The sequence below is a fragment of the Serratia sp. M24T3 genome (assembly GCF_000257645.1).
Classification (GTDB): domain Bacteria; phylum Pseudomonadota; class Gammaproteobacteria; order Enterobacterales; family Enterobacteriaceae; genus Rouxiella.
On record NZ_AJHJ01000008.1, the window covers coordinates 129,647 to 152,012 of the forward strand.

The window sequence follows — 22,366 nt, forward strand, 5'->3', positions numbered from 1 at the left end:
TTACCCGCCAACAAGTAAGGTCACGCGTCTTTAAACAGTTCGCTTTGACTCAATACGAATATTTTTTTGAATAGCAGTACTGCTGTTTGATCTTCAATACTGGATGCTCGTCTCTGTTCCAACATGGAAGTTTCCTGTCTCTGTAAAGCCAAGTTTGCCCCTGCTATCGCCAGGGGCTTTTTTAGATCTCACGGTCGATAAATTGGCAATTATGTGCACTTGGTCTGAAACTGATATGAGACAGCGAAATTACTCTACGATCATTTTTATCATCTGCAAAATCGGCCCTGACTCATTGCCCTCCACTCAAGGAATAGTAAAAATGGAAAACCCGACCTTGTTGCAGTTTTTTCACTGGTATTACCCTGATGGCGGCAAACTCTGGCCTGAAGTTGCTGAAAAAGCACAGTGGCTGGCCTCGATTGGTATCACGATGGTTTGGCTGCCTCCGGCTAACAAAGGGGAGTCGGGCGGATATTCAGTGGGTTACGACACTTACGATCTTTTCGATCTCGGCGAATTCGATCAAAAAGGCAGCATTGCCACCAAGTATGGCGATAAGGCTCAGTTGATCACCGCTGTTGAAGCACTGCGATCGCACAACGTTGGCGTACTGCTTGACGTAGTCCTTAATCACAAAATGGGTGCCGATGAGAAGGAACGTGTCAAAGTAAATCGAGTGTCTGAAGATAACCGTGAAGAGATAGAAGAACAGGTCATTGAAGCCGACGCGTGGACTCGATTTACTTTTGGCGCTCGGCAGGGGCAATATTCCGAATTTGTCTGGGATTATCATTGTTTTAGCGGTGTTGATCATATCGAGGATCCTGACGAACAGGGCGTATTCAAGATAGTGAACGACTATACCGCCGAGGGCTGGAATACCGAGGTCGATGATGAATTTGGCAATTTTGACTATCTGATGGGCGCCAATATCGACTTTCGCAACAACGCCGTCAGGGAAGAGCTGAAATATTGGGCGAGATGGGTGATGGAGCAGGTGCCTTGCACCGGTTTTCGCCTTGACGCGGTCAAGCATATTCCTGCCTGGTTTTATAAAGAGTGGATTGACAGCATTCAGGAAGCGGCAGAACAACCGATGTACATTGTGGCGGAATATTGGTCGTTTGAGACGGAAAAGCTACAGCAGTATATCCATCAGGTTGAAGGCAAAACGATGCTCTTTGATGCGCCTTTGCTGTTAAATTTTCATCACGCATCGCTGAACGGTAAAGATTTTGATTTGCGCACTTTGTTTGATGGTTCGCTGGTTCAGGCAGACCCGTGGCATGCGGTGACGATTGTCGCCAACCACGATACGCAGCCGTTGCAGTCGCTGGAGATACCGGTTGAACCATGGTTCAAACCCTTGGCTTATGCTTTGATACTGTTGCGTGAACAGGGCGTGCCTGCGGTATTTTATCCAGACCTGTTTGGTGCCCAATACGAAGACAGCGGTGACGATGGCAATACTCATCAGATTGAGCTGGGCAAAGTGAATGAGTTGGAGAGCCTGATTTCCGCGCGCCAGAATTTTGCCTGGGGCATACAGACAGATTACTTCGACGATCCAAACTGTATTGCCTTTGTCCGCAGCGGCACGGCAGAGAAGCCCGGTTGTGTGGTAGTTATGTCAAACCACGAGCAGGGAGCAAAACACATCATTCTTGGCGAACCCTTTGCTCACAGCCATTGGAAGGATATTACGGGCAATCAGGACGCAACGGTGGAATGTAATGACGAAGGAGCAGGAGACTTTACCTGCAACGGCGGCAGCGTCAGCGTTTGGGTCAAGCAATAAAACAGCCATTAAGACACTAGCTCCACCAGGAGGAGCTAGTTGTTTCAGTTTTACGCGGCTGCGCCTTTTGCTTCAGACACCAGCTGCCTGGCCCACACGCTGGCTATCCATTCAACACCTTTGGCTGTGAAGCGGGCCTGTGTGAAGGCGTGCTGATTCTCGCCCACGCCAGACCGCACGGTAAAGTATCCTGCATGCTTATAGTGCTGATGCGGGGTCAGCACACCGTTGGCACGGTACATTATGTTTCGCTCAATCAAGAACTGGCGGAAATCTTGCTCTTTAACCTTGAGCATTTTGCAGAGCTGCCGAAAACCCTGTGAGTCTTGCACCTGTACATATCGGTCAAAAAACTTGGCCTTAGGCTCGGTAAGCGCGAGCTGTTGTTCAGCGGCCTGTCTTTGTTCAAATTGCTCTGCCCACGCACGCGCCGCTGCTGCCGGATTGGTAAAGTCTGGCAAGTGAGCGCGTTTCTCCCGCTCTTGCCAGCGATCGAGAGCTTCTGCGGTGAAGCCGGGGGAAAGACGCGCAACGGCGAGTAGAGAGTCTCGCTTATTCAGACAATATTCCTGACGCATTTCGCCTTCTCGTTCATACAGGACCTCAGCGAGAGGCTGTGAAAGTCGCTGTGACGTCTCCAGGTTTTTAATGAAACGCTTCACTTCACCGTGAGTGACGCCCGTCATTTGAGCGATTTCACGGCTGCTCATCGTCACTGGCTGGTTGAATGAATGCAGATTATTTGTCGAAATCATCATAGGTTTCACCCCGTATTTGTGGTCACTGATTGCCTTGACTCACAGCATCAGAACCTGCTCTATCAATCACTCAGGCAATTAACATTAACGGCCTGCAGCGAGTTTGAATCAACACCTTCCTGCTGTGGAAATATTATACAAACAACTGGGTTAATATCCAGTACTTTTTTTGAGCGTTGCTTTTATGTTTTCAGGTATAAGGATTGAAATAACTCTAAATCAGGGCAGTACAGAACTTGAGTAGAAGATGAATAATGAGGAAGTTGTTATCTATCACCCGAAATAAAGTCCTTCTTTTAGCAATAATCGCTAACTTTGCAGAGCCATAAACTTGTTCATCCTTGGAGCGAAATGGTAAACTGTATAGGTATCCAGTTTATGAAAATGGAGGATGGCTTTTGTGTGAAGATAAAGCTGCAAACTCGGATGAAATTCACGCGGTTATAGGTTCTGTCGTATCGTTGCTACTTGAAGCAGGAAGGCCGGTACATATGCATGAAATTGCAGCTCAGTTAAAGAAGCAGGCCGAGAGGGCCACTGATAAAACGCTGAGGAAAAACTGTTTGCGTGCCGTGCGTCTCATCGCAGATAAAATGAATTAATCCCCGCTAAAACCCAATTCGTATTAATAAAATCCCAAATAAAAAGACCGCCTTGCGGGCGGCCTTTAAAATTCGTTTGCTGAAAGTAAGCTATTAAAATGCTAGAGATCAGGATCATCGGGAGTGAGACTCACGACCAGTTCAAGAGTTTTACGTAAAACGTCTTGCTGGACCGCAGCAGTGGTGTGTTCCATCAAAGCAATCAGTCGCAATATAATTGCCTTTTTGGTGATGGAACCCTGTTCTGCAGTAATATTTCGGATCACCGCGCCCAGTAATTCGGTTTCGCTTGCGTATAAATCGCCTGCGCTTGCGAAGTATTCGAAAATTTCAGTTTCATCTGAAAGCTGCTGCATATGCTGCGTCCTCTCCAGGCAAAATTGCCCGTTAAAAGTTAGGGATTTGACTTAAAAATCTCAATGTTTCTTCTTGTTGTCGGACGGCCCTTCAGAAGAAAAAATATGACCAACGTTGTCACTGCCCCGTACTTTGAAAGTTGTATGTTGACGGGTTGCAGTCGCGCTGTTGCGCACTTCGACAATTGCGAGTTCACAAGCGCGCTTTCTAGATTCGTTTTTTTCGTCGGTCGCGATAGCTTGTAGCTGAGTAATCAGCTCGCTAGTAGATACGGGGCCGCCGCCATGCAGCATCGCAAGGACAGCTTTACCCATCATGATATCGATTAATTTTTCGTCGTCGTTTCTGTTCATATCAGCTTCTCGGAATTCAGTTGCCTGTCCGGCGCGTACCGGAAAAGGCGGATATCAGGCCCTATAATTAATCAGCGGGGGCCGCACCCGGCAGAGATGATACTCCTTTGGGCAAAGTCTGTCCGTTTTGGCTTAATACGTCAGGGTATAAAACGTGTACGGTTTGCGAGGATGCATGTTTAAAATTTAGAAAAAATCAACATTGCTCAAGCATCACGTTCAAGCACTAAACGAATAAGCTCCTGATAATGCTTTTCTTCCTCTGCACTGCCAGCAACTTCAATGCGGCGCAGCAGTTTGGAACACAGCGCTTTACGATTGAGATTTTTACCGGCTCGCAATAACTCGACAACGATTTGACCCATGGTCTCGTCCTGCGTGAAAACAGGCACGTTATTAAAGTACTGTGCATTGCTTGTCTGTGAGTTACCGTATTCATCCTGACGCATAAGTGATCCTTAGGCTAGGTCTGATTAAAAAATGATCGGCTATAATGCTAAAAGTTATACAGCTTAATCATTCTTGTACAGTTATTTTAGTTTCGAAAAACTTTATTTTTGTGCAAAAAGTGCTAAAAATGCACATTTAGTCTTTATGGAAACTTATTGTTGCGGCAAGGAGAAGCTTATAGGGATTAATGGCGAACGCAGGACGTTATATTAATTGGCAAATTGAAACTGACCGCTGCAGCGGCCAGTGTTGGCTAAGGTCCAGAATCGATGCTGGTTATTCCTTAATTGCACGTAATGACTCAAATCGAATGGCGTTCTCGGGGAAATTAGCAGCATCCCCCATCAAAGCGGATTCCAGCCAGCCAGCTCTTTCGGGTGAAAGGCTTCCAAGGCTTAAGAATCCTCGAAGCCAGCGGCAAACTTCATGCATTAGCAGTAGTCTTCCCTCATCGAGTTCATGCTCGGCCATCGTTTTCAACTTTTTTAGCAACGTACTGACTGTCACTTCTTCCCTGTTGAAGATAAGGTTCATTGCCGCCTCGCCGATTAGAGCATTGCCCTTTGCTTCATCAGTAATAACCACTTGTACCTCCCCAGCTAAATTTTCATTCAAAATAATGCACCTTAATCACATTACAAACCTGTGACACACAGTTATATCTTAGTACGCCTTGAGCAAAACGCGTACTTTAAAAGAAAAGACTTGAAAAACTTTGCGTCGATAATGCGCAACATTGAGTTGGTAAAGCGGTACCAAATGCGTTTCTCGTTAAATCTTGTTAAAGCGAGCGCCCTGGAAAATCCAAAGAATCAATGCGCCAAAGTGCGCTCAGAGACTGTGGATTATTTACCGCGTCAGCAAGTGTATATTGATTCAGATACTCAAAAAAGTTGAGCATCGCGCTGTGTAACAGCGATTTCAACTGACAATGTCTAATCAGTACACATTCCGGGCTGTGACAATTTACCAGTTCATTCGAGTTATCTGCCCGCTCCTCTAGAATTCTTATAACGGTACCTAACTGATATTCAAGCATGTCTTTGGCTAATACGATCCCGCCATTTCGTCCGCGAGTCGTGTTTACCCAACCTTGCCTTGCCAAAAAATGCACCACTTTTACCAGGTGGTTGGCAGAGACATTCAGCTCGCTCGCCATTTCTCCAATGGTAAACGGCGTCTCTCGATTTGGTTGGGTCAGATAGATAAGTGTTCTTAAGCCAAGATCGGTAAATTGATTAAGTTTCATAAAGACCCTATGCGTGCCCCTATTTGGAGCACGCTGAAGATGATTTATAGCGAAACCCCGCCTGTGCCAAAGGCCTCGCTATGGATCCTCTCTTGAGGAATACCTAATTCTAACAATGAATTATTTTGCTGTCTCATAAAGGGCAGAGGGCCACAAAGGTAATAGTCGGCATCCTTTGGCAGATAGCTCTCAGGAACCTGTTTTAGATTCAACCTGCCTTCAAGATGATAATCCTTGCCTAAAACATCATTCTGTTCAATATTTTCGAAAGCAATAAATGTTTTTAAGTTTTTGTTTTTGTTGGCAAGAAAAGATATTTCATCGCGTAGCGCCTGCGCTTTTGAACTGCGTGCCGCATGAAGAAAGTAGATCGACTTATTACCTTCATCAATATCAGAACTATGTGCAATTTCTTGCTTCTCTTTGCAACTCGAATTTTCTGCAGTTAGCTGCTTTAGCATTGCTAACATCGGGGTTAAGCCAATACCTGCGCTAATCAGCACGTTATTGCACTGCGGATTAAGCAGATAGAAGTTGCCCGTGGGGGCGCTGGCTTCAATAACATCCCCCGGCTTTATCCATGTATGCAGCGTTGAAGAGACATATCCCGCGTCTTGTCCCGCAATCCGCGCCTGCTCGTGCTTGACAGAAATACGCAGATATTGACCTCCAGGAGCATCAGACAAACTGTACTGTCGCGGCTGTTTTATCCCCAGTTCAGGTACGGTGACCCGCACTGTGATGTATTGCCCTGCTTCATAGGTTGGCAGTGACTGATTATCCTTGGGAATCAGGTAAAAAGAGGTGATTTCATCATTCTCCTTCACTTTTTTATCGATCACAAACTGACGCCAGCCGAGCCAGCTGCCGCGAGTTTTTTGATGCTGATCGTAGAGGTTCTTTTCAGTCGCAATAAACAGCTCTGCAAGCTGTTGATAAGCCGCCGACCAGGCAGAAATCAGCTCATCTTCCATAGAGATATTGAGGACTTCACTAATCGAATGCAGCAGATTTTCACCAACAATCGCGTAGTCAGGAGCCTGAATATTCAAGCTCACATGTTTATTGCATACCAATTCTATTACTGGTGCCAACACTGACGGATCATCAATGTTCTCGGCGTAGGCTAAAACTGCCCCCGCCAGCGCTTTTGCCTGCGCTCCAGAGCGCTGGTTTCCCATATTGAAAGTTTCTTTTAGCTCGGGATTATTGTTGAGCATACGGTGGTAAAAGTAGTCGGTAAGAGCCACGCCGTTTTGACGCAATACAGGAACTGTCGCTTTAACCAATTCTTTTTGTTGATTATTTAACACGGTCACACTCCATATGTCGATAAGATGTATTTAAAATACATCTTATCGGCGTGATCGACAACCAATATATGGACATAAACCGTGTGGGTATTGCGAGGCGCCTCGCAAGCATTATCTGGCCTGCGGGTCCTTTGATTGCAGGAGTCTAATTATTGCAACCGGGCTGGTGGTTAAAAACGAGAGGTTAATGTTCGATTTCTATTATAAATAGAAAAAGGTTTAACTCAGCGCCTGCTGCTGAGCGCCATCAAGATTGGAAGTTTCATGCAAAATTCGACACAGCTGTTCCAGCACCGGAGAAGCAAAATCTTTTCTCCAAATCAGGTGTGTTACAGCGGATCCTGCTTCAATTCTTTTTAATCCTTCTGGCAGTTGTAGCAAATCGACCACGCTTTCTGGCAATAGGCAGATGTAAGTCCCTGATGCGACACACGCCATCATTGAATGGTAAGAGGCTACATCCTGAATTTGGATGCCGCCGCCTTGCGCTGAAGCTTTTTCTAGAAGCTTCCTGGCTAAATCGCGATAGGTGCAGCCTTCTTTAAAGGCAGCCAATCTACCTATTGTTATGTCTTCAAGTTTGTTTACATGACTCATGCTGGCAGGTAAAAGCAGAGTGAGATTTTCAACAAATAGCGGCAAGTTATGCAAATCTTCAGGACATTGTACACTTTTACCAGCAATAACCGGCAATGCGACCAGCGCACAGTCCAACTCAGATTGCTGAACGCGCTCGGTTAATTGACGAGTTGGCATCATCGTTAGGTTAAGTTTTACCTCTGGGCAAGTGCGGCTGAATGTTGCCAATGGTGCAGAAAGGCGACTGGCTGCCGTGCATTCCATCGTTCCTATAGAAAAAATGCCGCCGGGTTGCTGCGGATGTAGCGACTGGCGGGCTTCTTCAGCCAGGCTGAGCAGCTTTTTGGTATACACCAAAAACTGTTTTCCCTGGGGTGAGAGCTTGAGTTTTTTGCTTTCACGGATAAACAGTTGCACATCAAGTTCATGCTCAAGCTGCTGAATACGCGTGGTTATATTCGACTGGACTCGTCCGAGGCGCTTCGCGGCCTTTATGATACTCATCTCTTCAGCTACAACTTCGAAGATTTTTAATGAAGTGTGATTCATCTTATATTCTCATAATGAAAACGATATTGATTTTATGGTCTCTATAAGAGATTGTATATTTTCAGCACATAAAATGACAAGCAGCGATAAGAATGAAAAACTCTTTATGCGAATTACTCAACCTGCAATATCCGATTATTCAAGCGCCAATGGCTGGTGTTTCAACCCCCGAACTTGCTGCCGCAGTGTCTAATGCGGGGGCTTTGGGATCGATCAGTATCGGTGCCGCCAACCCCGAACAGGCCGAGCTGATGATTCAAAAGACGCTCGCACTGAGTTCTGGGCCAGTTAACGTTAACGTTTTTTGCCATCAGGCAGTACAGCGCGATGAACAGCTCGAAAAGGCGTGGATAAAGCAGTTTCATGAGTTGTTTGTGCAATATGATGCTCAGCTCCCAGGCGAGCTGGAAGAGATTTACACCACCTTTCATAACAACAGTCTGCTACTCGACATTTTGTTAAACACTCGGCCTGCTGCGGTGAGTTTTCACTTTGGCATACCGGCTTCTGGAGTAATCAATCTACTGAAGCAAAAGGGAATTATTACGCTGGCGACGGCGACGAGCATCAATGAGGCCAAAGAAATCGAAGCCAGCGGTATCGATTTTATCGTAGCGCAGGGTATCGAAGCTGGAGGGCATCGGGGCATATTTGACCCGATGCAGGCGGATAGTATGCTCAGCACCTTTGCCTTGGTACAGGCGATTAAGCACCACTGTCGAAAACCGGTGATTGCCGCAGGGGGAATAATGAACGGGGCAGGGATCGCGGCGATGTTAGCTCTAGGCGCGGAGGGCGCACAGTTGGGAACCGCATTTGTTCTGTGCCCCGAATCCTCGGCCAATAGCGCTTATCGTGAGGCTCTAAAAAGTAAGCAGGCCGCCAATACGGTGTTAACTTCTGCAATATCTGGCCGACCTGCGCGCTGTATCGAAAACGCTTTTTGTACCTATGCGCGTGACTTTGCCAAACATACCATTCCTTCTTATCCTCTGACTTATGCACTCGGAAAAGCATTGGCCAGTGCGGCAGCAGCGAAAGGAGAGCATGGTTTTGGAGCCCAGTGGGCCGGGCAAGGTGCTCAACTGGCTCGCGAAATGAGTGCACAAGATTTAGTGTTAACACTGGTCGATGAAATGCACGCTGCGCGAACTTAAGCGGCAGAGTTTTCCGTTACCGCAAGATAGGCGCAAAACATGTCTGCCATAGCCTGGGCATAGGCGTTGATTTCCTCGGCAGTCCGAGAGCTTTCGGAAAAGTCTTTCCCTACAGCGCCCAAAGTTTTGGAAATTAATTCTCCCGCTAATTTCCGCTTTTCTGACCCGACGTCGGGAAGCGCCTCACGGATAAAATCGTCAAAGATCTTTTCTGCACCGGCCTTGATCTCAAGTGCTTCAGGCGCATCACGGTAAAGCGGCGCAGCATCATCGAGCGCGGTACGCATCAATGCTTCTTCACATTCCGACTGAATAAAAACCTGCACCAACTCGCGCAACCTTTCTGGCGGCGACTTTTTTCTATTTGCAAAATACTGCTCAGCATATGATTGAGGGCGGGGTAGGAGATTTGGTGGAAATCCGCGCAGGGGATGCCTTGCAGACACTCGCTTTTGATATGCCTGAAAATATTGATTTACTGGTGCTCGACGGTGCCAAGGCCCTGTATCCAGAGATTCTGGCTTTGCTCGAGAGTCGGCTCAGACCAGGAGCAATCATTGTTGCTGATGATGCCGATTACAGCCCTGACTATCTGGCTTATATCCGTTCGACCAGCAATGGCTATGTTTCAGTACCTTTCGGCGGGGATGTTGAAGTGACATTGCGACTGGGATGAGCTGATGATATTAATCCCCGGCTAAGTGTCGGGGCTAAAAATCTTATTGCTGGCAATCCGCGAGTTCGGGGAATGATGAAACGACCAGAAGTACTATAGTGATTTTCTTCATATAAATACCTTTTACTATATTTAACAAGGCCTTCTCAAAGGAAGGCAAAGTTAAATGGTGTTCAATGAATCAACCTATAGTTCTGTTTCCGGCCAGGCAACTGCCGGAATGCCATTGAGCCGAGGTTTTGCAAACAAATCACCCTGGAAGTTAAGCACTCCTGCGGCTTCAAGCCACATCCACTCTTCAGGCCTCTCAACGCCAGCTGCAATCACTGATATTTCGAGTGAAGAACAACATTTGATGATTGCTTGAACGATCGCCTGTTTCGGACCATTTTTATGCACGTCGCTAATGATGTTGCGATCGATAATGATTTTTTCGGGCTGAATTTGAGCCAGCAACAACAAACCCGCAGAGCCTGCCCCGAAATCGTCTATGGCCAGACTTATTCCCGATGCCTTGAGTTTCCTGATGGCTGAAGCAAATTCCTCAACCTGCGTAATAACCTCGGTCTCTGTGACCGCGACCACTATTTGTTCCGGGACCAGGCCATTTGCTTTGATTTGCTCAATCAGGAAATCAACGGCCTCGGGTACCCTAACCAATGACATCGGTAATAGTTTTATAGAAAGCGTTTTCCTGCCAATCCCTAACTTGCCGGCGAGAGCGAATGCCAGTTTTTTGGAGTCCAAATCGGCCTGATAAACTTTTTCAGGCGACAGACAAGAAAAATAATTGTGCGCAGAATTGCCTTCCAGATTGCAAAGCTTGGCTTCCAGCGAAATGACTTCACGAGTCAGTGGATCAACAATCGGCTGAAAAGCAAAACTGTAATCTTCCATACTCGCCTTGCTGAACTCAATTGCCGGTTCTGGAGTCTCATCCGCAACAAATGACCAGCTGTCAGCAGGCGGGATTTCGAGATAGTTTTCCTGCTCTCTTGCTTCAACGAAGGTGCAGAGAAACTGAAGTGCTCGGTCGTCATAGGTAAGCTGATACTTGGAGGTGCCTTTTTTCAGCACCGCCTCGAGAACTGTTTCCTGGGCGTATTGACTGAGATCAAAAAGCTCCATCCCGACGTTACCAAAACGCCGTTCGGGTGCGTAATCGCGCATCAGCTCGACCAGATTGTTATGCCTGTTATCTGAACAAATATTATCGTAAATCTTGTTAACAGCTTCTTCAGGACCTTCAAGCAACTGAAAAAAGTGGCTTCCGTTGAAAAGCAGAATGCCTGTAACGTCAAAGAGCTGATTCCTGACATTGGCGTCAGCGGCTAAACCAGCCAAAATTTCTACCGAAACGTTATCGCAGAGATGGCTACGATAAATGATTGTTGACAACATGTAGGGTTCCAAATTATTCGCCCTCTCACAGCAAAGGCTGTCAGGGTCACATTCAGTGATGTTGAAACCTTTCCGCTTATCAGCTGGATAGGTAGTAAACCATTACTTTGCTTCTTTTCGTGGCCTTAGCTTTTTCAATATAAGTTGTGCTCAATTAGATTGAGCACGCTTTAAATACTATACAACAAATGCCACTCGTTTCGCGACGTTATTGTTTCCGCCAATGGCAGTCACTTATCTAAGTGAGTGGTCACTTAGATTGAAGGTGATTGAACTGTGCTATGAGAGGGTATAGACGACAGGGGGGAATAGAGCAAGCTGCCAAAAGATCATCCCGAATATAAGCCTAAATATCAGGCTTAGTCACTCTGTTGGGGACAACCGAGGCTTGAATGACTATCGATGCAAAAATCAGCAGCGCAGCCACGGGTAGCATCCACTTTGAAGCTCCCAGTCCGAAAAAAGTATTGGTTAACAAAAATCCCATGACCAAGGGGCCAATGGCCTGAAAGGCTGAAAAGTAAGTAGCACTCTGGGCTGCAACAGGATGGGCGTCTTTATCGTCTCGTACTGAATCTATCATTTTGACACGATTGCCGATTCGAATTGTGTTTAATGAAAAGCCGATAAAGAAGCAGGCCGCTAAGCTAATGAGTCTTATTTGTACTAAACAAAAAATTGTATCGCCTATAACTAACAGGATTGAACAGAGAAGAAATGAAAATCTTCCCTGTTTCAACAATGCAGCACTCAATGCCCCCACCCCCGAAATACCGGCAGCTATTCCAAATTGTTGACTACTCCAATGATTTAAACTCTGAAAGAATATGGGAGTTAAGACGTTGAATGCCGCAATATGCAAGCCGATCAGACCATTAGTAAAAAATAGCGCAATCTGATCACTGGAAGCCTTGAATTGTTCAATGGATTTGTTTGCAAACGTGTTGATATCTGAAGTAACTCTTTCTTTATCTTTATGATTCCAAAGTAAAGTTAACGCAATTAAGCTCAAGGTGATATCAACGAGGCTGATAAAAAGCAGGGTCATCGCCAAAGGATACTTTGCAGAAAGCAAACCACTTACTAAAGAACCGACAAAAGCCCCAGTTTGCATTACCGTTTGCATGACCCTTGAAGCATTCCCGGAAGTAATCGATTTATTAATTACTAATTGAGTATTTCTTGCTTCAAATGCACTCTGGGTTGATAGGGTTAGTACCCCATAGAATATAATCAAAAGAGTAATACCTAAGTAACTCTCAGAGAATGGCGTTCTTGACACTAAAAGTATTACTGCATAGATAAAAATGCGAAATAAAAATAATTGTTTCAAATTCAGATGCAAAAGGTTGGCTTTTGGAAAAATCTTCCTCAGCAAATAGGGAGTAATAATACTGATAGAGAGAACAACGCCAAGGAACCACGAAGAGGCGGTTATTTTATAAGTATTCCAAATTATGCCAACTAAAACGACGATATCACTCACGTACACCAATGCTAAAAAAGCGTAAAATTGCAATAGTTTCGATCTGGTACCATGATTTCCTGTCATTTTAACCTTTGTTCGATTGTGATTTTTAATTCATTTATATCACATTTTTATTCATTTATAGGTTCCTTTAATAGCAGAATTCAGGCAATTAAAGTGCCGACATAAGTCGGCACGTTGAACAAAGTTAGTATTGGCAAAATCGGATACGGTTGCCGAAAGGATCATAAACTTCCAGCACCTTTCCCCAGCCTTGCTGAACAATGTCCGGGCGTCCATAGCCATAGTGCTTATTGTTAAGCTCGCTGTGTAGCAGCTCGATATTTTGCATCGGAACAAAAATTGTTGCTCCATGGCTCGCATCGCCGTGTTATTACACAGCAGGAGGTAAAATAGTTAACCGGCTAATGAAGGAAAAGTCCCCCTTATACACTTTTAACCTTAATAAATAGTGACTTAGCGTCAAGGTATAAGGGGGGGATGTTTAAACCAGCGAACCGGGGTTTTTAACGTAACGTTCGATGATGGCTCGGGCAGTACGGAGAGTTAGCGCACCAATGGAAATGGTTGGGTTGTAGCCGCCGTTGTTCGGGAATGAGGAAGCGCCAGAAACGAACAGATTATGTGCATCCCAATGCTGCTGATAACGGTTGAGCACCGAAGTTTTGGGATCGAGGCCCATCACCGCGCCACCCATCGTATGCGAGCTGTCAAAAGGGCGATATGGCGAATAATGATCGTCAGCAAAATTCAGTGCACGAATGTTTTTGCCCCCAACGGCCTCGGCAATTTCACGGCAGCGATCCCGAATATAGGCGCCTGAGCGTCGGTCGTTAAGATTGTAATCGTAAGTCATGCGCAATAACGGCTGGCCGTGGCGGTCTTTGTAGGTCGGGTCAAGGTCCAGGAACTGATCGCGATGCGAATAGCTGGTTCCCTGACCCTGGACCATGGCCCAGTTTTGATAACCTTCCTGAAAATCTTTTTTCCAGCTTGATCCCCACTGACGATGCCCTTGCGGGATTTGGTCGGAAAGGCTTATTGGCAAGCCGGTATTGGAAAGCGCCTGAATACCGGCACCACCGATAAAACCAAGGCCTGTGTGGTCGAAATTGTCGCCGTTAAAATCGTCAATCTGGGTTGCCAATGCGCCGGTATTCATAAACGGATTGAAAAATTCATTTTCAAGATTCAGAAACGCATAGGAAAGCGTCTGGAAATTAAATGCCCGACCTAAAGTGCCTTCACCGGTTTTAGGATCGTACATTTTCCCGAATTTCGACAACATCAGCAATCGCACGTTATCCAGTTGATATGCTGTGATTACAACGATATCAGCAGGTTGGAATCCATAGTTGCCATCAGAATCAATAAAAGTCGCGCCAGAAGCCGTTTTACCATCCGGGCTTTTTTCAATGCGCAAAACTTCACATTCGGTGAGCATGGTGAAATTCTTACGCTGCATCAAAGCTGGCATTACACAGGCGTTGGGGGAGGATTTCGACCAGTTGCCACAACCATAAAGTTGGCAGTAACCGCAGTAGGTGCAAGGTGCCAGCTCGATGTCTAAGGCATTTTTATAGGCTGCGCCGATAGTTCCTGCTGGAACAGGAAAAGGGTGGAATCCCATTTGGGTGGTTTTTTCGGCGAAAATATCATTCCAGCGTGAACGAACCAATGAAGGGGTGGGATAAGGGCTGCTGCGACTGCCTTCGAACGGATTCCCGCCGGGCTGTTTGACGCCATTGATGACGCCTGCCGTACCGGAAGTTCCTGCTATTTTCTCGAAACGGTCGTAAAAAGGTTCCAGCTCATCGTAGGTCACGCCAAAGTCTTGAACGATAAGCCCGTCTACCAGTTGCTTTTTTCCATAACGTTGCTCAACGTGGCTTGCAACGGCCAAATCATAAGGCAGGAAACGCCACGAAGCGGCCGCCCAGTGAGTTCCAGCGCCGCCAACGTTCATCCCTAGCGTCCAGTTATTCCATTCACGCCCTGGAAGGGCCGTTTGATTGCTATTATTGCGAAAGGTATAAGTTTCAACCGAGGCGGGTTGAAGGATCTCTTTGCGTACAGAATATCTTAATTCATCAGGATCGGTCGTTGTGGGAAAATCGGCGCTGGTTTCGCGCCAGGCTCCACGTTCAATAGCGACCACATTCAGTCCTGCGCGCGTTAACTCTTCAGCCATAACCGAGCCAGCCCAGCCAAGTCCGACAATAACCACATCTGCTTTAGGTCTTTTATATTCCATGCTCACATTCCCCAAAAAAAAGAAAAATAACTAAATATCAAATCATGATTAGGCTAATTGGCTCTAGTTCGACTCTTTTTCCTTTAATATTTATATAATCGCGATAATCGTAACGTGCGCCAGGGAAGCCAATCATTTTCCAGCCTGCCATATTTTTATTTCCGCCATATACAGGGTCAGCCAGGAAGCCTTCTTTGACGTTTGTCAGCATTAAACTGAACAATTTACTGCCATTAAATTCACCATAATCAAAACTGCCTGATTCCATTTTTTCCAAGTAGTTATCCTTTTCCTCATCGCTGAGATCTAAAAAGGCCTTACCTGTCGTTTTCTGACAATGACTATCCATTGCAGCCAAACCCTTCCGATAAATCTCTGCTGGAGTAATGATGTCTTGTATTCCTTGTTCCGGCGTACCCTGAACCAAGGGACCTAACTTGTAGCGGTTTTGTGCCGAACCAAATGGCCCAATTAACTGATTGTCAGTAAAGGTGACACAACCTGCCTGAGAAGCACTGACTGACAATTCATCGGCCGGGATCAGGCGGTCATAAACTGCTTTAAGAAGATCGGCCTCGCGCGGAGTAAAGAAGACTAATTTGCTGTCATCAATTATTTGCGGTAGGCGGCCAGGGGGGGAATTCCACTGTTGGCCGCCGGTAAACACTTTTACAGCTGCGCCTGCGGGTCTGAAAACGGATGCAACAGTGGCACTGGCAATCAGTACCATTCCGCCTTTAAGCACTTTTCTACGATTCACATTGATTCCTCAAATTGAAACAAGCGGGGGGAAATTAAATAAATGTTAAACTTGTAGTTATTGTGTGGATATTGATGGTTAAACTTGATTTATTTGTGGCAATTCGTGTGTTTCATGACTTAAAAACAGAATAAATAGCAAGCCGGTATTTACTTATGTCTAAAACTTTGCAAGGGGATGAATGTCAATTTAATGCTTGATGTAATTACATCAAATATTATGAAATATTTTGTAAAATTCTCTATAGCAAATAAATATAATTAGAGAATTTCGTTATTAATTTACGCGGTGTTAAAAGCCAAATAATGATGAACGGTTAATTTAGGTTAAGTGCTAGCAAAATTTCAAAAAAATTTTAAATTATAAGAAAAGTCTGCATTTGGATTTTTATCGATCAAAAACATATAGTTACCTTTGTTTTGGTGTGGGTTAACCTATGGGTTGTCAATTTTTTGATCAAAATTATTGTACAGCAGAGATGAATTTGTATAGTTTTAGCAGCGCTATAACGGGGTGTCCGCAGGTAGGCTACATATCCCTCTGATCTGTTGTTATTTATTGAAAGGAATCTCTTGCTCCCATTCGTCATGAATCGGGGGCGAAACTCGTTAGTGTTGGTAAGTTTCTCTAACACACAGAAAACAGCATTTTTTAACAAATAATGCGTGGATTTTGAAAGGGAAAAATAACAGCGATAGTAAATTAAATTCTTCAGCAAAATAACCATGAGTTTGCTGAGTAGCTCCTTGTGCATCTGCTTTAATGCGAATGATAAACAAAGTAATTATCCATGATGCAAATGTTTGTGCGTTAACCATTTAGCAACGTGACTATAACTTTAATTATTGTCATTGCAGTTAAAATGACAGAAGGCTGAATTTGGAGCTTAGCTTACATAGTTAATTAAGAGCCGTTACAGGCCTAGTATTAATAAAGAAATATCTTACTAAAACTTTAGCATTTAATTTCTATCCCAGGGTATATATGAAAGTATTACGATTGAGTTTGTTTTCACTGGCTTTATTGTCAAATGGTCTGTTTGCACAAACGCTTCCCGTAGCGCCGGCATGCAACAGTCAGGGACCGCAGGCTGATGGCTCGCAAGTCCTGTCGTGCTACCGTCAGCAGCTTGCACAGCAGCCCCTGGACTATTGGTTTGTCGATAACAAACAGGCGCCTCGCGAGTATCGCTATTTATTGAACAGTGTTTTACCTGCTCACTACCACATCGATCCGTCGAAACCTCCGGTGCAGGTCAACACCTATAAACTGAATTCACAATCCTGGTCGCCTGCCGGACTGGTCACGCCACAGAAATGGACCCACGACGTCAGCATTTACATTCCAAAGGATGTAAAAGGCACTACGGCTGTGCTTGCCATCGATATGACCCCGGATGTGATGATTGATATCGCGCAGTCCACCAACACTATTGTGGTGTCACTGGACAATATCCCGTCCGTCGGCCTGATTTATGATAATGACAAGACGCCGCGTATCGAGGACGACAGCATCGGGCGTAGTTTTGAATTATTCATGGATAACCCGGACCAGAGGCAAACACTGCCGCTGCACGTGCCGATGTCTGCGGCGATTTCCCAGACCATCAGGCTTGCTCAGTTAGAACTCAAGCCATGGCACGTGGACAAGTTTATCGTGACCGGCGCTTCAAAACGCGGCTGGGCAAGCTGGCTGGCGGGAATTTCTGATCCGTCCGTGGTCGCTATTGTGCCGTTTGTTGCCGATATTTTGAATACCAAAGACATCATCAAGCACATGTATAAGACTTACGGTGGCAACTGGCCGATTGCGTTCAAGCCTTACTATGACCACAAAGTTGATCTCGACGTCGACAAACCGGCGTTTGACAAGCTGATGAAAATTGAGGATCCGCTACAGTATCGCGACAGCAGCGAAGCGTCACGTCTGGCTATTCCGAAATATATCGTCAATGCCAGCGGCGATGACTTCTTCCCGGCCGATGATTCGCATTATTATTACGATCAGCTGCCTGGCGAAAAATCGATGCGCGTTGCGCCAAATAGCGACCATATGGGCATTGAGAAATTCATGCAAAGCTCGCTGGTGCCTTTCGTCAATCGTTATCAGGACCATGTTGCACTGCCAACCGTGACGGTGGCGAAATCTGATGCAAATAATCCACAGCAGCGGCTGGTGACTTTCTCCGAGAAGCCGGTGAAAGTGGTGCAATGGACAGCGGTCAATACTGATTCCAGAGATTTCCGCTACAACTGTGGTATTCGCTACACCTCTGAACCGCTGACGGCCACCGAGGCAAACACGGTTAATTTGTCACTGGACTACAGTGGCGCAGGATGGCAGGCGAGATTTATTGAGGCGACCTTCGCCGATGGTTACGTGGCGACGACGCAGGTTTATATCACGCCTGACGCTAAATATCCGGTGACGGCTCCGGCTTCCAAAGGCGGCAGTTGCCAGACTTTGCCAGGGCGCGCGCAGATTAATTAATGTGATTTATCCAGAGCCTGGACGTGACTTCATTTAAAAAGGGGGGCGTTATTCAGGTTCTGGAAACAATCAGGTAATTTCATTGACCACGCAGCCCGCTGCGTGTGTCATTGAAAATAGGGGCGTTTTGAGAAGGATTATAATTCGCTTTTAAGCACCACAAGAATCAACTGTTCAAAATGCTTAACATCTTCGGCACTGGCTGCCAGCTCAATTCGACCTACCAACTTTTTCAAAATCTCTCTACGATTAAGATTCTCACCGGCTCGTAAAATTTCGACCACAATCTGACCCATGGTCTCATCCTGCGAAAGAGCAGGGACGTTATTGAGCAGGAAAAGAGCATCACCCATCTTAGATTTTGAAAATTCACTCTGACGCATAAGGGCTTCCTTGTTCAAAATTTAATAGTTAACGCCTAAATGCGCCAATATAAAGTTATACAACTAATGTTACTTGTACAAGTATCATAACCGCCACCTTATGATTTTTTGTGCAAAAGGTGCTATGTGCCGCGATTCGTTTTCGAGTGTACTCTTAATTATTACTTTCCTAACTATTTTAATTTTTCCTATGTTGATGCTTTAACGGCAAAGTCAGGAAACGCCGAGTAGATTGTCACGACGATGCCGATAATCAAAAAACCGCGAGAACTAGGGCCATCAGTGTCAGCAACGAGTTAATTATCGCACGGTATATCCGCCATCTACCGGCAAAGCGTGACCGATAATAAAACTGGAGGCCGGGCTACAAAGCCAAATAACGGCATCAGCAACTTCTTCGGCACGACCCAGACGGCGCATTGGGACTTCCTTCATCATTTCCGCCATGGCATAGGCTTTTGCCGCCGCAAGCCCCATACCCGAGGCAGCTCCTGTCACCAGAGCGACCTGATTTTCAAAATTGAGTTTCATGGTTATTCCTTACGATAGTTTTTCGATAAAATGATTTATTAATGCATTAGTTTGCCGACTTCCCTTTTTATAACCGGGAGGTTTTAATAGCGTGATATTTAAATGATTGATAACGCATTGTAAAAAGCGTCAATGGGGAATTAATATAGCACTGCAGTTTGATTATTATTAGGAGCTGTTAATGAATGGAATTATTAACCCCGTGCAATAATACCGCTTTATTCACGCTGATAACGTAAAGCATCAATAACAATACGCATCGCTTTAGATGCCTGGCGTCGACTGGAATAAAATATATGTAACCCCTCGCAATAGGGCGTCCAGTCCTCGAGCATCAGCACTAATTTTCCCTGTTTAATTTCATCCTCGACCAGATCCTCGGGAACTTGCGCTATGCCATAACCATCAATAGCCGCTTCGACCACTTGCACCACGGTGTTGAATACCACCTGGCCGTCGACTCTGGCCCGGACTTCTTTGCCGTCTCTTTTAAACTCCCAGACGTAAAAGCCGCCATGGCTTGGAAGCCGCAGATTAATACAGCGGTGTTTGGCCAGTTGGTAAGGTGTTTCAGGGATGCCATGGGTATGTAAATATTCAGGAGAAGCGACGGCGACAAATCGTATATCTGGACCAATACGCAACGAAATCATGCCGTTAGTGACTTGTTCACCCAGCCTGACGCCCGCATCATAGCGATTAGCGACAATATCGGTTAAACCGTAGTCGTTAATCAACTCAACGTTAATTTCTGGATATTCCTTGAGAACGTTCGACAGTTTTGGCCATAGAACTCTCTGGATAGAGTAGTCGGTGGCTGAAATCCTGATATTCCCTGCGGGTTTGTCCAGCGCATCGCCAATCGAGGCAATTTCGCTGCTGATTTCTTCAAAACGTGGAGCCAGGTTATCCAGCAACCGCTGGCCTACTTCCGTAGGGGAAACGCTGCGGGTGGTTCTGGTCAGCAACCGGACACCCAGACTTGACTCAAGACCACGGATAGTATGGCTCAGCGCCGACTGTGAGACGCCAAGCTGTGCAGCGGCGCGAGTGAAGCTTTTTTCCCGAGCAACCGTGACAAATGCGACATAGTCATTCAGGTTATCGCGTGATTTCATTTATTTCCTTAAAACTGCTAATGCCGTGGCCTTTGAGTTTGATTATAGAAGTTTGTTTCAGCGGGACTCAAAAACCTGTTTGAAAACCGGTAATGCCGAAAAGACATTTGGCCAGCCCGCGTAGAAAGCGAGTTGAGTCAATGCTTCCCCTGCCTGAGGCTGAGTAAGGCCGTTGTCCATTGCTTTATTTAGATGAAATGTAATTTGCGCGACCTGACCGTTAGCCACCAAAGCGCAAACAGTTACCAGGCTGCGATCGCGAGGTGCCAGATCCGGGCGCAGCCATAGATCGTTAAATACTGCATCAGTAGTGAACTGCACCACGCCTTGGGAAACTGCCTCGAAATTACTGCTCACATGTTGGGCGCGCTGATCTTCAGCATGCGGGTTGATTGGCAAAGGTACAATGTCACTGCCCGGTAACTCACTGATGATAATGCCTCTTTCCTCAAAAACTTGCTGAACTGATTGCGCAGCGGCAGTGGCATTGCCCCAGCCTGCATAGAATGCAAGGTGGCTAATTATCTCAGAGATTTCAGCCGGTTTGACCCCATTATCCAGTGCCAGATGAATATGATTAGCCTGTTCGACACTGTGGTTGCGGGAAATAACCACGGCTAGCGTGATTAGGCTTCTGTCGCGTGGAGAAAGCCCGCTTCTGTTCCACAAATTTTTCGCCAGGGTGTTCTCGGTATACATTGCCAGCGAAGGCAACGTTATCTCGGTAACTGACGAATAAGTTTTTAAAGAGGTATTTTTCATGGCCTGCACCTGAGTAATGAATTCATGATGCAATAATACCTGCCGGATTTAATAATATTAATGCATGAATATTGCATACACTTATGAGGGATTTTCATTAGTTTGGTTTCTGCTGGATCTTATTTTTAACTATGAAGAGATTCCATTAATGAATCCTTCTCATATATCTATTCACGATTAGCTATTTATCTATCTTTCTCTGAGTGCCACTATTTATGAATCAAACGACTAGCCAGCACTGATAAGCACTCTTGTTTAGTCATTATCGGTTAGAGGGTTTTTGTTTACACGTCGAGAGGAATCACTATGAATTATAAAAACTTGGGTCGTAGCGGCTTGAAAGTTTCGCCACTTTGTCTGGGCGCCATGATGTTCGGTGGTGAAACCGATTTAGAAACCGCCAAACGTATTATTTCAAAAGCGGGCGAGCAAGGGGTTAACTTTATTGATACTGCCGACGTCTATCATGCCGGTAAATCCGAAGAGGTGGTTGGCAAAGCGGTAGCAACCCATCGCGATGACTGGGTTATCGCCACCAAGTTTGGTTTTCCCTTTGCTGGTGGCCCAAACCAGGTCGGGCAGTCCAGAAAATGGATCCGTCAAAGTGTGGAAGGCAGTCTGAAAAGACTTGGCACCGATTATATTGATGTCCTGTATTTCCATCGTGCGCTTTTGGACCTCCCGCTGGAAGAAAGCGTCCGCTCGATGGGTGAACTCATTAATCAGGGCAAAATTCGTTATTACGGCGTGTCTAATTTCTCGGGCTGGCGGATTGCCGAGATGTGCCGTATCGCCGACCAGCTTGGCGTTGAGCGTCCGGTGGTTAGCGAACCGCTGTACAACATTGTGGATCGAAAATCTGAAGTCGAGCAGATCCCTTCTGCCGCCCATTACGGGCTGGGCGTGGTGCCTTACAGTCCGCTGGCGCGCGGCGTGCTGACCGGTAAATATAACGCTGAAACGGCTCCTCCGGCAGACAGCCGTGCCGGACGCGGTGATATGCGAATTCAGCAAACTGAATGGCGCCAGGAGTCGATCGCCATTGCCCGAAAGATAGCGACCTACTCGGCCGATCGTGGCACCGATTCCATCGCCTTCGCTATTGCCTGGGTCTTGAATAATCAGAATATTTCCTCGGCCATCGTTGGGCCACGCACTGAAGCGCACTGGGACAGTTACATGCGCTGCCTGGACTTTACACTGACGAAAGAAGATGAAGAGTTTGTTAACTCTCTGGTTGCACCGGGCCACGCCTCGACTCACGGCTATACTGATCCAGGCTATCCGGTCGAAGGCCGTAAACCCTTAAATGAATAAACCGAGGAATTTCAACA

The 22,366-nt window shown here is 46.0% G+C and carries 23 protein-coding genes and 1 pseudogene; 6 read left to right on the forward strand and 18 right to left on the reverse strand.

Translation table 11 applies throughout. The features are described from left to right. The first annotated feature begins 322 nt into the window (after window positions 1-322). Complete coding sequence (gene amyA / locus SPM24T3_RS09315; protein WP_009636494.1) at window positions 323-1,801, forward strand: alpha-amylase; 1,479 nt, start codon at window positions 323-325, stop codon at window positions 1,799-1,801. Between the two features lie 50 nt (window positions 1,802-1,851). Here amyA and SPM24T3_RS09320 read toward each other — a convergent pair whose 3' ends face one another. Next, window positions 1,852-2,559 carry a phage antirepressor KilAC domain-containing protein gene (locus tag SPM24T3_RS09320; RefSeq protein ID WP_009636495.1) on the reverse strand — a complete coding sequence of 236 codons (708 nt, stop codon included), beginning with the start codon at window positions 2,557-2,559 and terminating at the stop codon, window positions 1,852-1,854. Between the two features lie 398 nt (window positions 2,560-2,957). Between SPM24T3_RS09320 and SPM24T3_RS25445 the strand changes: the two genes are divergently transcribed. Further along, a complete protein-coding gene (locus tag SPM24T3_RS25445) occupies window positions 2,958-3,161 on the forward strand; it encodes a hypothetical protein (protein ID WP_071988420.1) in 204 nt (67 codons plus the stop codon). 101 nt (window positions 3,162-3,262) lie between these two features. Here SPM24T3_RS25445 and SPM24T3_RS09325 read toward each other — a convergent pair whose 3' ends face one another. From SPM24T3_RS09325 to SPM24T3_RS09355, 7 genes are all read right to left on the reverse strand, one after another. After that, entirely contained in the window at window positions 3,263-3,517 is a 255-nt protein-coding gene (locus SPM24T3_RS09325; RefSeq protein ID WP_009636496.1) for a biofilm development regulator YmgB/AriR family protein, read from the reverse strand. Between the two features lie 60 nt (window positions 3,518-3,577). After that, on the reverse strand, window positions 3,578-3,871 hold the full coding sequence (locus SPM24T3_RS09330) for a hypothetical protein (protein ID WP_009636497.1): 294 nt from the start codon (window positions 3,869-3,871) through the stop codon (window positions 3,578-3,580). A 206-nt stretch (window positions 3,872-4,077) separates the two neighbouring features. Continuing rightward, window positions 4,078-4,320 carry a regulatory protein YcgZ gene (gene ycgZ, locus SPM24T3_RS09335; protein WP_009636498.1) on the reverse strand — a complete coding sequence of 81 codons (243 nt, stop codon included), beginning with the start codon at window positions 4,318-4,320 and terminating at the stop codon, window positions 4,078-4,080. A gap of 277 nt (window positions 4,321-4,597) precedes the next feature. Continuing rightward, window positions 4,598-4,936 carry a hypothetical protein gene (locus tag SPM24T3_RS09340; RefSeq protein ID WP_009636499.1) on the reverse strand — a complete coding sequence of 113 codons (339 nt, stop codon included), beginning with the start codon at window positions 4,934-4,936 and terminating at the stop codon, window positions 4,598-4,600. Between the two features lie 166 nt (window positions 4,937-5,102). Next, window positions 5,103-5,570 carry an Rrf2 family transcriptional regulator gene (locus SPM24T3_RS09345; protein WP_009636500.1) on the reverse strand — a complete coding sequence of 156 codons (468 nt, stop codon included), beginning with the start codon at window positions 5,568-5,570 and terminating at the stop codon, window positions 5,103-5,105. Between the two features lie 44 nt (window positions 5,571-5,614). Continuing rightward, the gene (gene hmpA / locus SPM24T3_RS09350; protein WP_009636501.1) at window positions 5,615-6,883 is read right to left on the reverse strand and encodes an NO-inducible flavohemoprotein; all 1,269 of its coding nucleotides are present in this window, start codon (window positions 6,881-6,883) and stop codon (window positions 5,615-5,617) included. Between the two features lie 219 nt (window positions 6,884-7,102). Next, a complete protein-coding gene (locus tag SPM24T3_RS09355) occupies window positions 7,103-8,011 on the reverse strand; it encodes a LysR family transcriptional regulator (RefSeq protein ID WP_009636502.1) in 909 nt (302 codons plus the stop codon). Window positions 8,012-8,103: 92 nt separating this feature from the next. Here SPM24T3_RS09355 and SPM24T3_RS09360 point away from each other — a divergent pair, with 92 nt between their 5' ends. Continuing rightward, window positions 8,104-9,168 (forward strand): nitronate monooxygenase family protein, encoded by a 1,065-nt coding sequence (locus SPM24T3_RS09360; protein ID WP_009636503.1) that lies wholly within the window; start codon window positions 8,104-8,106, stop codon window positions 9,166-9,168. Here SPM24T3_RS09360 and SPM24T3_RS25710 read toward each other — a convergent pair. Continuing rightward, the gene (locus SPM24T3_RS25710; RefSeq protein ID WP_157135281.1) at window positions 9,165-9,494 is read right to left on the reverse strand and encodes a TetR family transcriptional regulator; all 330 of its coding nucleotides are present in this window, start codon (window positions 9,492-9,494) and stop codon (window positions 9,165-9,167) included. The two genes, SPM24T3_RS09360 and SPM24T3_RS25710, sit on opposite strands and share 4 nt — an antisense overlap. Window positions 9,495-9,553: 59 nt before the next feature. Here SPM24T3_RS25710 and SPM24T3_RS09370 point away from each other — a divergent pair, with 59 nt between their 5' ends. Then, window positions 9,554-9,844, forward strand: a complete 291-nt coding sequence (locus SPM24T3_RS09370) for an O-methyltransferase (protein WP_202799590.1) — start codon at window positions 9,554-9,556, stop codon at window positions 9,842-9,844. Window positions 9,845-10,030: 186 nt separating this feature from the next. Here the strand turns inward: SPM24T3_RS09370 and SPM24T3_RS09375 are convergent, their stop codons facing one another. From SPM24T3_RS09375 to SPM24T3_RS09395, 5 genes and pseudogenes are all read right to left on the reverse strand, one after another. Beyond that, a complete protein-coding gene (locus SPM24T3_RS09375) occupies window positions 10,031-11,245 on the reverse strand; it encodes a diguanylate phosphodiesterase (RefSeq protein ID WP_009636506.1) in 1,215 nt (404 codons plus the stop codon). A 346-nt stretch (window positions 11,246-11,591) separates the two neighbouring features. Beyond that, window positions 11,592-12,731 carry a hypothetical protein gene (locus SPM24T3_RS09380; protein WP_157135282.1) on the reverse strand — a complete coding sequence of 380 codons (1,140 nt, stop codon included), beginning with the start codon at window positions 12,729-12,731 and terminating at the stop codon, window positions 11,592-11,594. A 190-nt stretch (window positions 12,732-12,921) separates the two neighbouring features. Beyond that, a pseudogene (locus SPM24T3_RS09385) lies at window positions 12,922-13,092 on the reverse strand (glyoxalase superfamily protein); the annotation flags it as partial. A 126-nt stretch (window positions 13,093-13,218) separates the two neighbouring features. Beyond that, window positions 13,219-14,988 (reverse strand): GMC family oxidoreductase, encoded by a 1,770-nt coding sequence (locus tag SPM24T3_RS09390; RefSeq protein WP_009636509.1) that lies wholly within the window; start codon window positions 14,986-14,988, stop codon window positions 13,219-13,221. A gap of 37 nt (window positions 14,989-15,025) precedes the next feature. Beyond that, complete coding sequence (locus SPM24T3_RS09395) at window positions 15,026-15,748, reverse strand: gluconate 2-dehydrogenase subunit 3 family protein (protein WP_009636510.1); 723 nt, start codon at window positions 15,746-15,748, stop codon at window positions 15,026-15,028. Between the two features lie 984 nt (window positions 15,749-16,732). Here SPM24T3_RS09395 and SPM24T3_RS09400 point away from each other — a divergent pair. Further along, a complete protein-coding gene (locus SPM24T3_RS09400) occupies window positions 16,733-18,238 on the forward strand; it encodes a PhoPQ-activated protein PqaA family protein (RefSeq protein WP_009636511.1) in 1,506 nt (501 codons plus the stop codon). A gap of 137 nt (window positions 18,239-18,375) precedes the next feature. Here the strand turns inward: SPM24T3_RS09400 and SPM24T3_RS09405 are convergent, their stop codons facing one another. From SPM24T3_RS09405 to SPM24T3_RS09420, 4 genes are all read right to left on the reverse strand, one after another. Continuing rightward, complete coding sequence (locus tag SPM24T3_RS09405) at window positions 18,376-18,621, reverse strand: hypothetical protein (RefSeq protein WP_009636512.1); 246 nt, start codon at window positions 18,619-18,621, stop codon at window positions 18,376-18,378. A gap of 300 nt (window positions 18,622-18,921) precedes the next feature. After that, entirely contained in the window at window positions 18,922-19,152 is a 231-nt protein-coding gene (locus SPM24T3_RS25880; RefSeq protein ID WP_009636513.1) for an SDR family oxidoreductase, read from the reverse strand. A 218-nt stretch (window positions 19,153-19,370) separates the two neighbouring features. Beyond that, window positions 19,371-20,270, reverse strand: a complete 900-nt coding sequence (locus SPM24T3_RS09415; protein ID WP_009636514.1) for a LysR family transcriptional regulator — start codon at window positions 20,268-20,270, stop codon at window positions 19,371-19,373. 57 nt (window positions 20,271-20,327) lie between these two features. Beyond that, window positions 20,328-21,032, reverse strand: coding sequence for a carboxymuconolactone decarboxylase family protein (locus SPM24T3_RS09420; RefSeq protein WP_009636515.1), 705 nt, complete (start codon window positions 21,030-21,032; stop codon window positions 20,328-20,330). Between the two features lie 306 nt (window positions 21,033-21,338). Between SPM24T3_RS09420 and SPM24T3_RS09425 the strand changes: the two genes are divergently transcribed. Next, window positions 21,339-22,349 carry an aldo/keto reductase gene (locus tag SPM24T3_RS09425; RefSeq protein ID WP_009636516.1) on the forward strand — a complete coding sequence of 337 codons (1,011 nt, stop codon included), beginning with the start codon at window positions 21,339-21,341 and terminating at the stop codon, window positions 22,347-22,349. The last annotated feature ends 17 nt before the right edge of the window (window positions 22,350-22,366 follow it).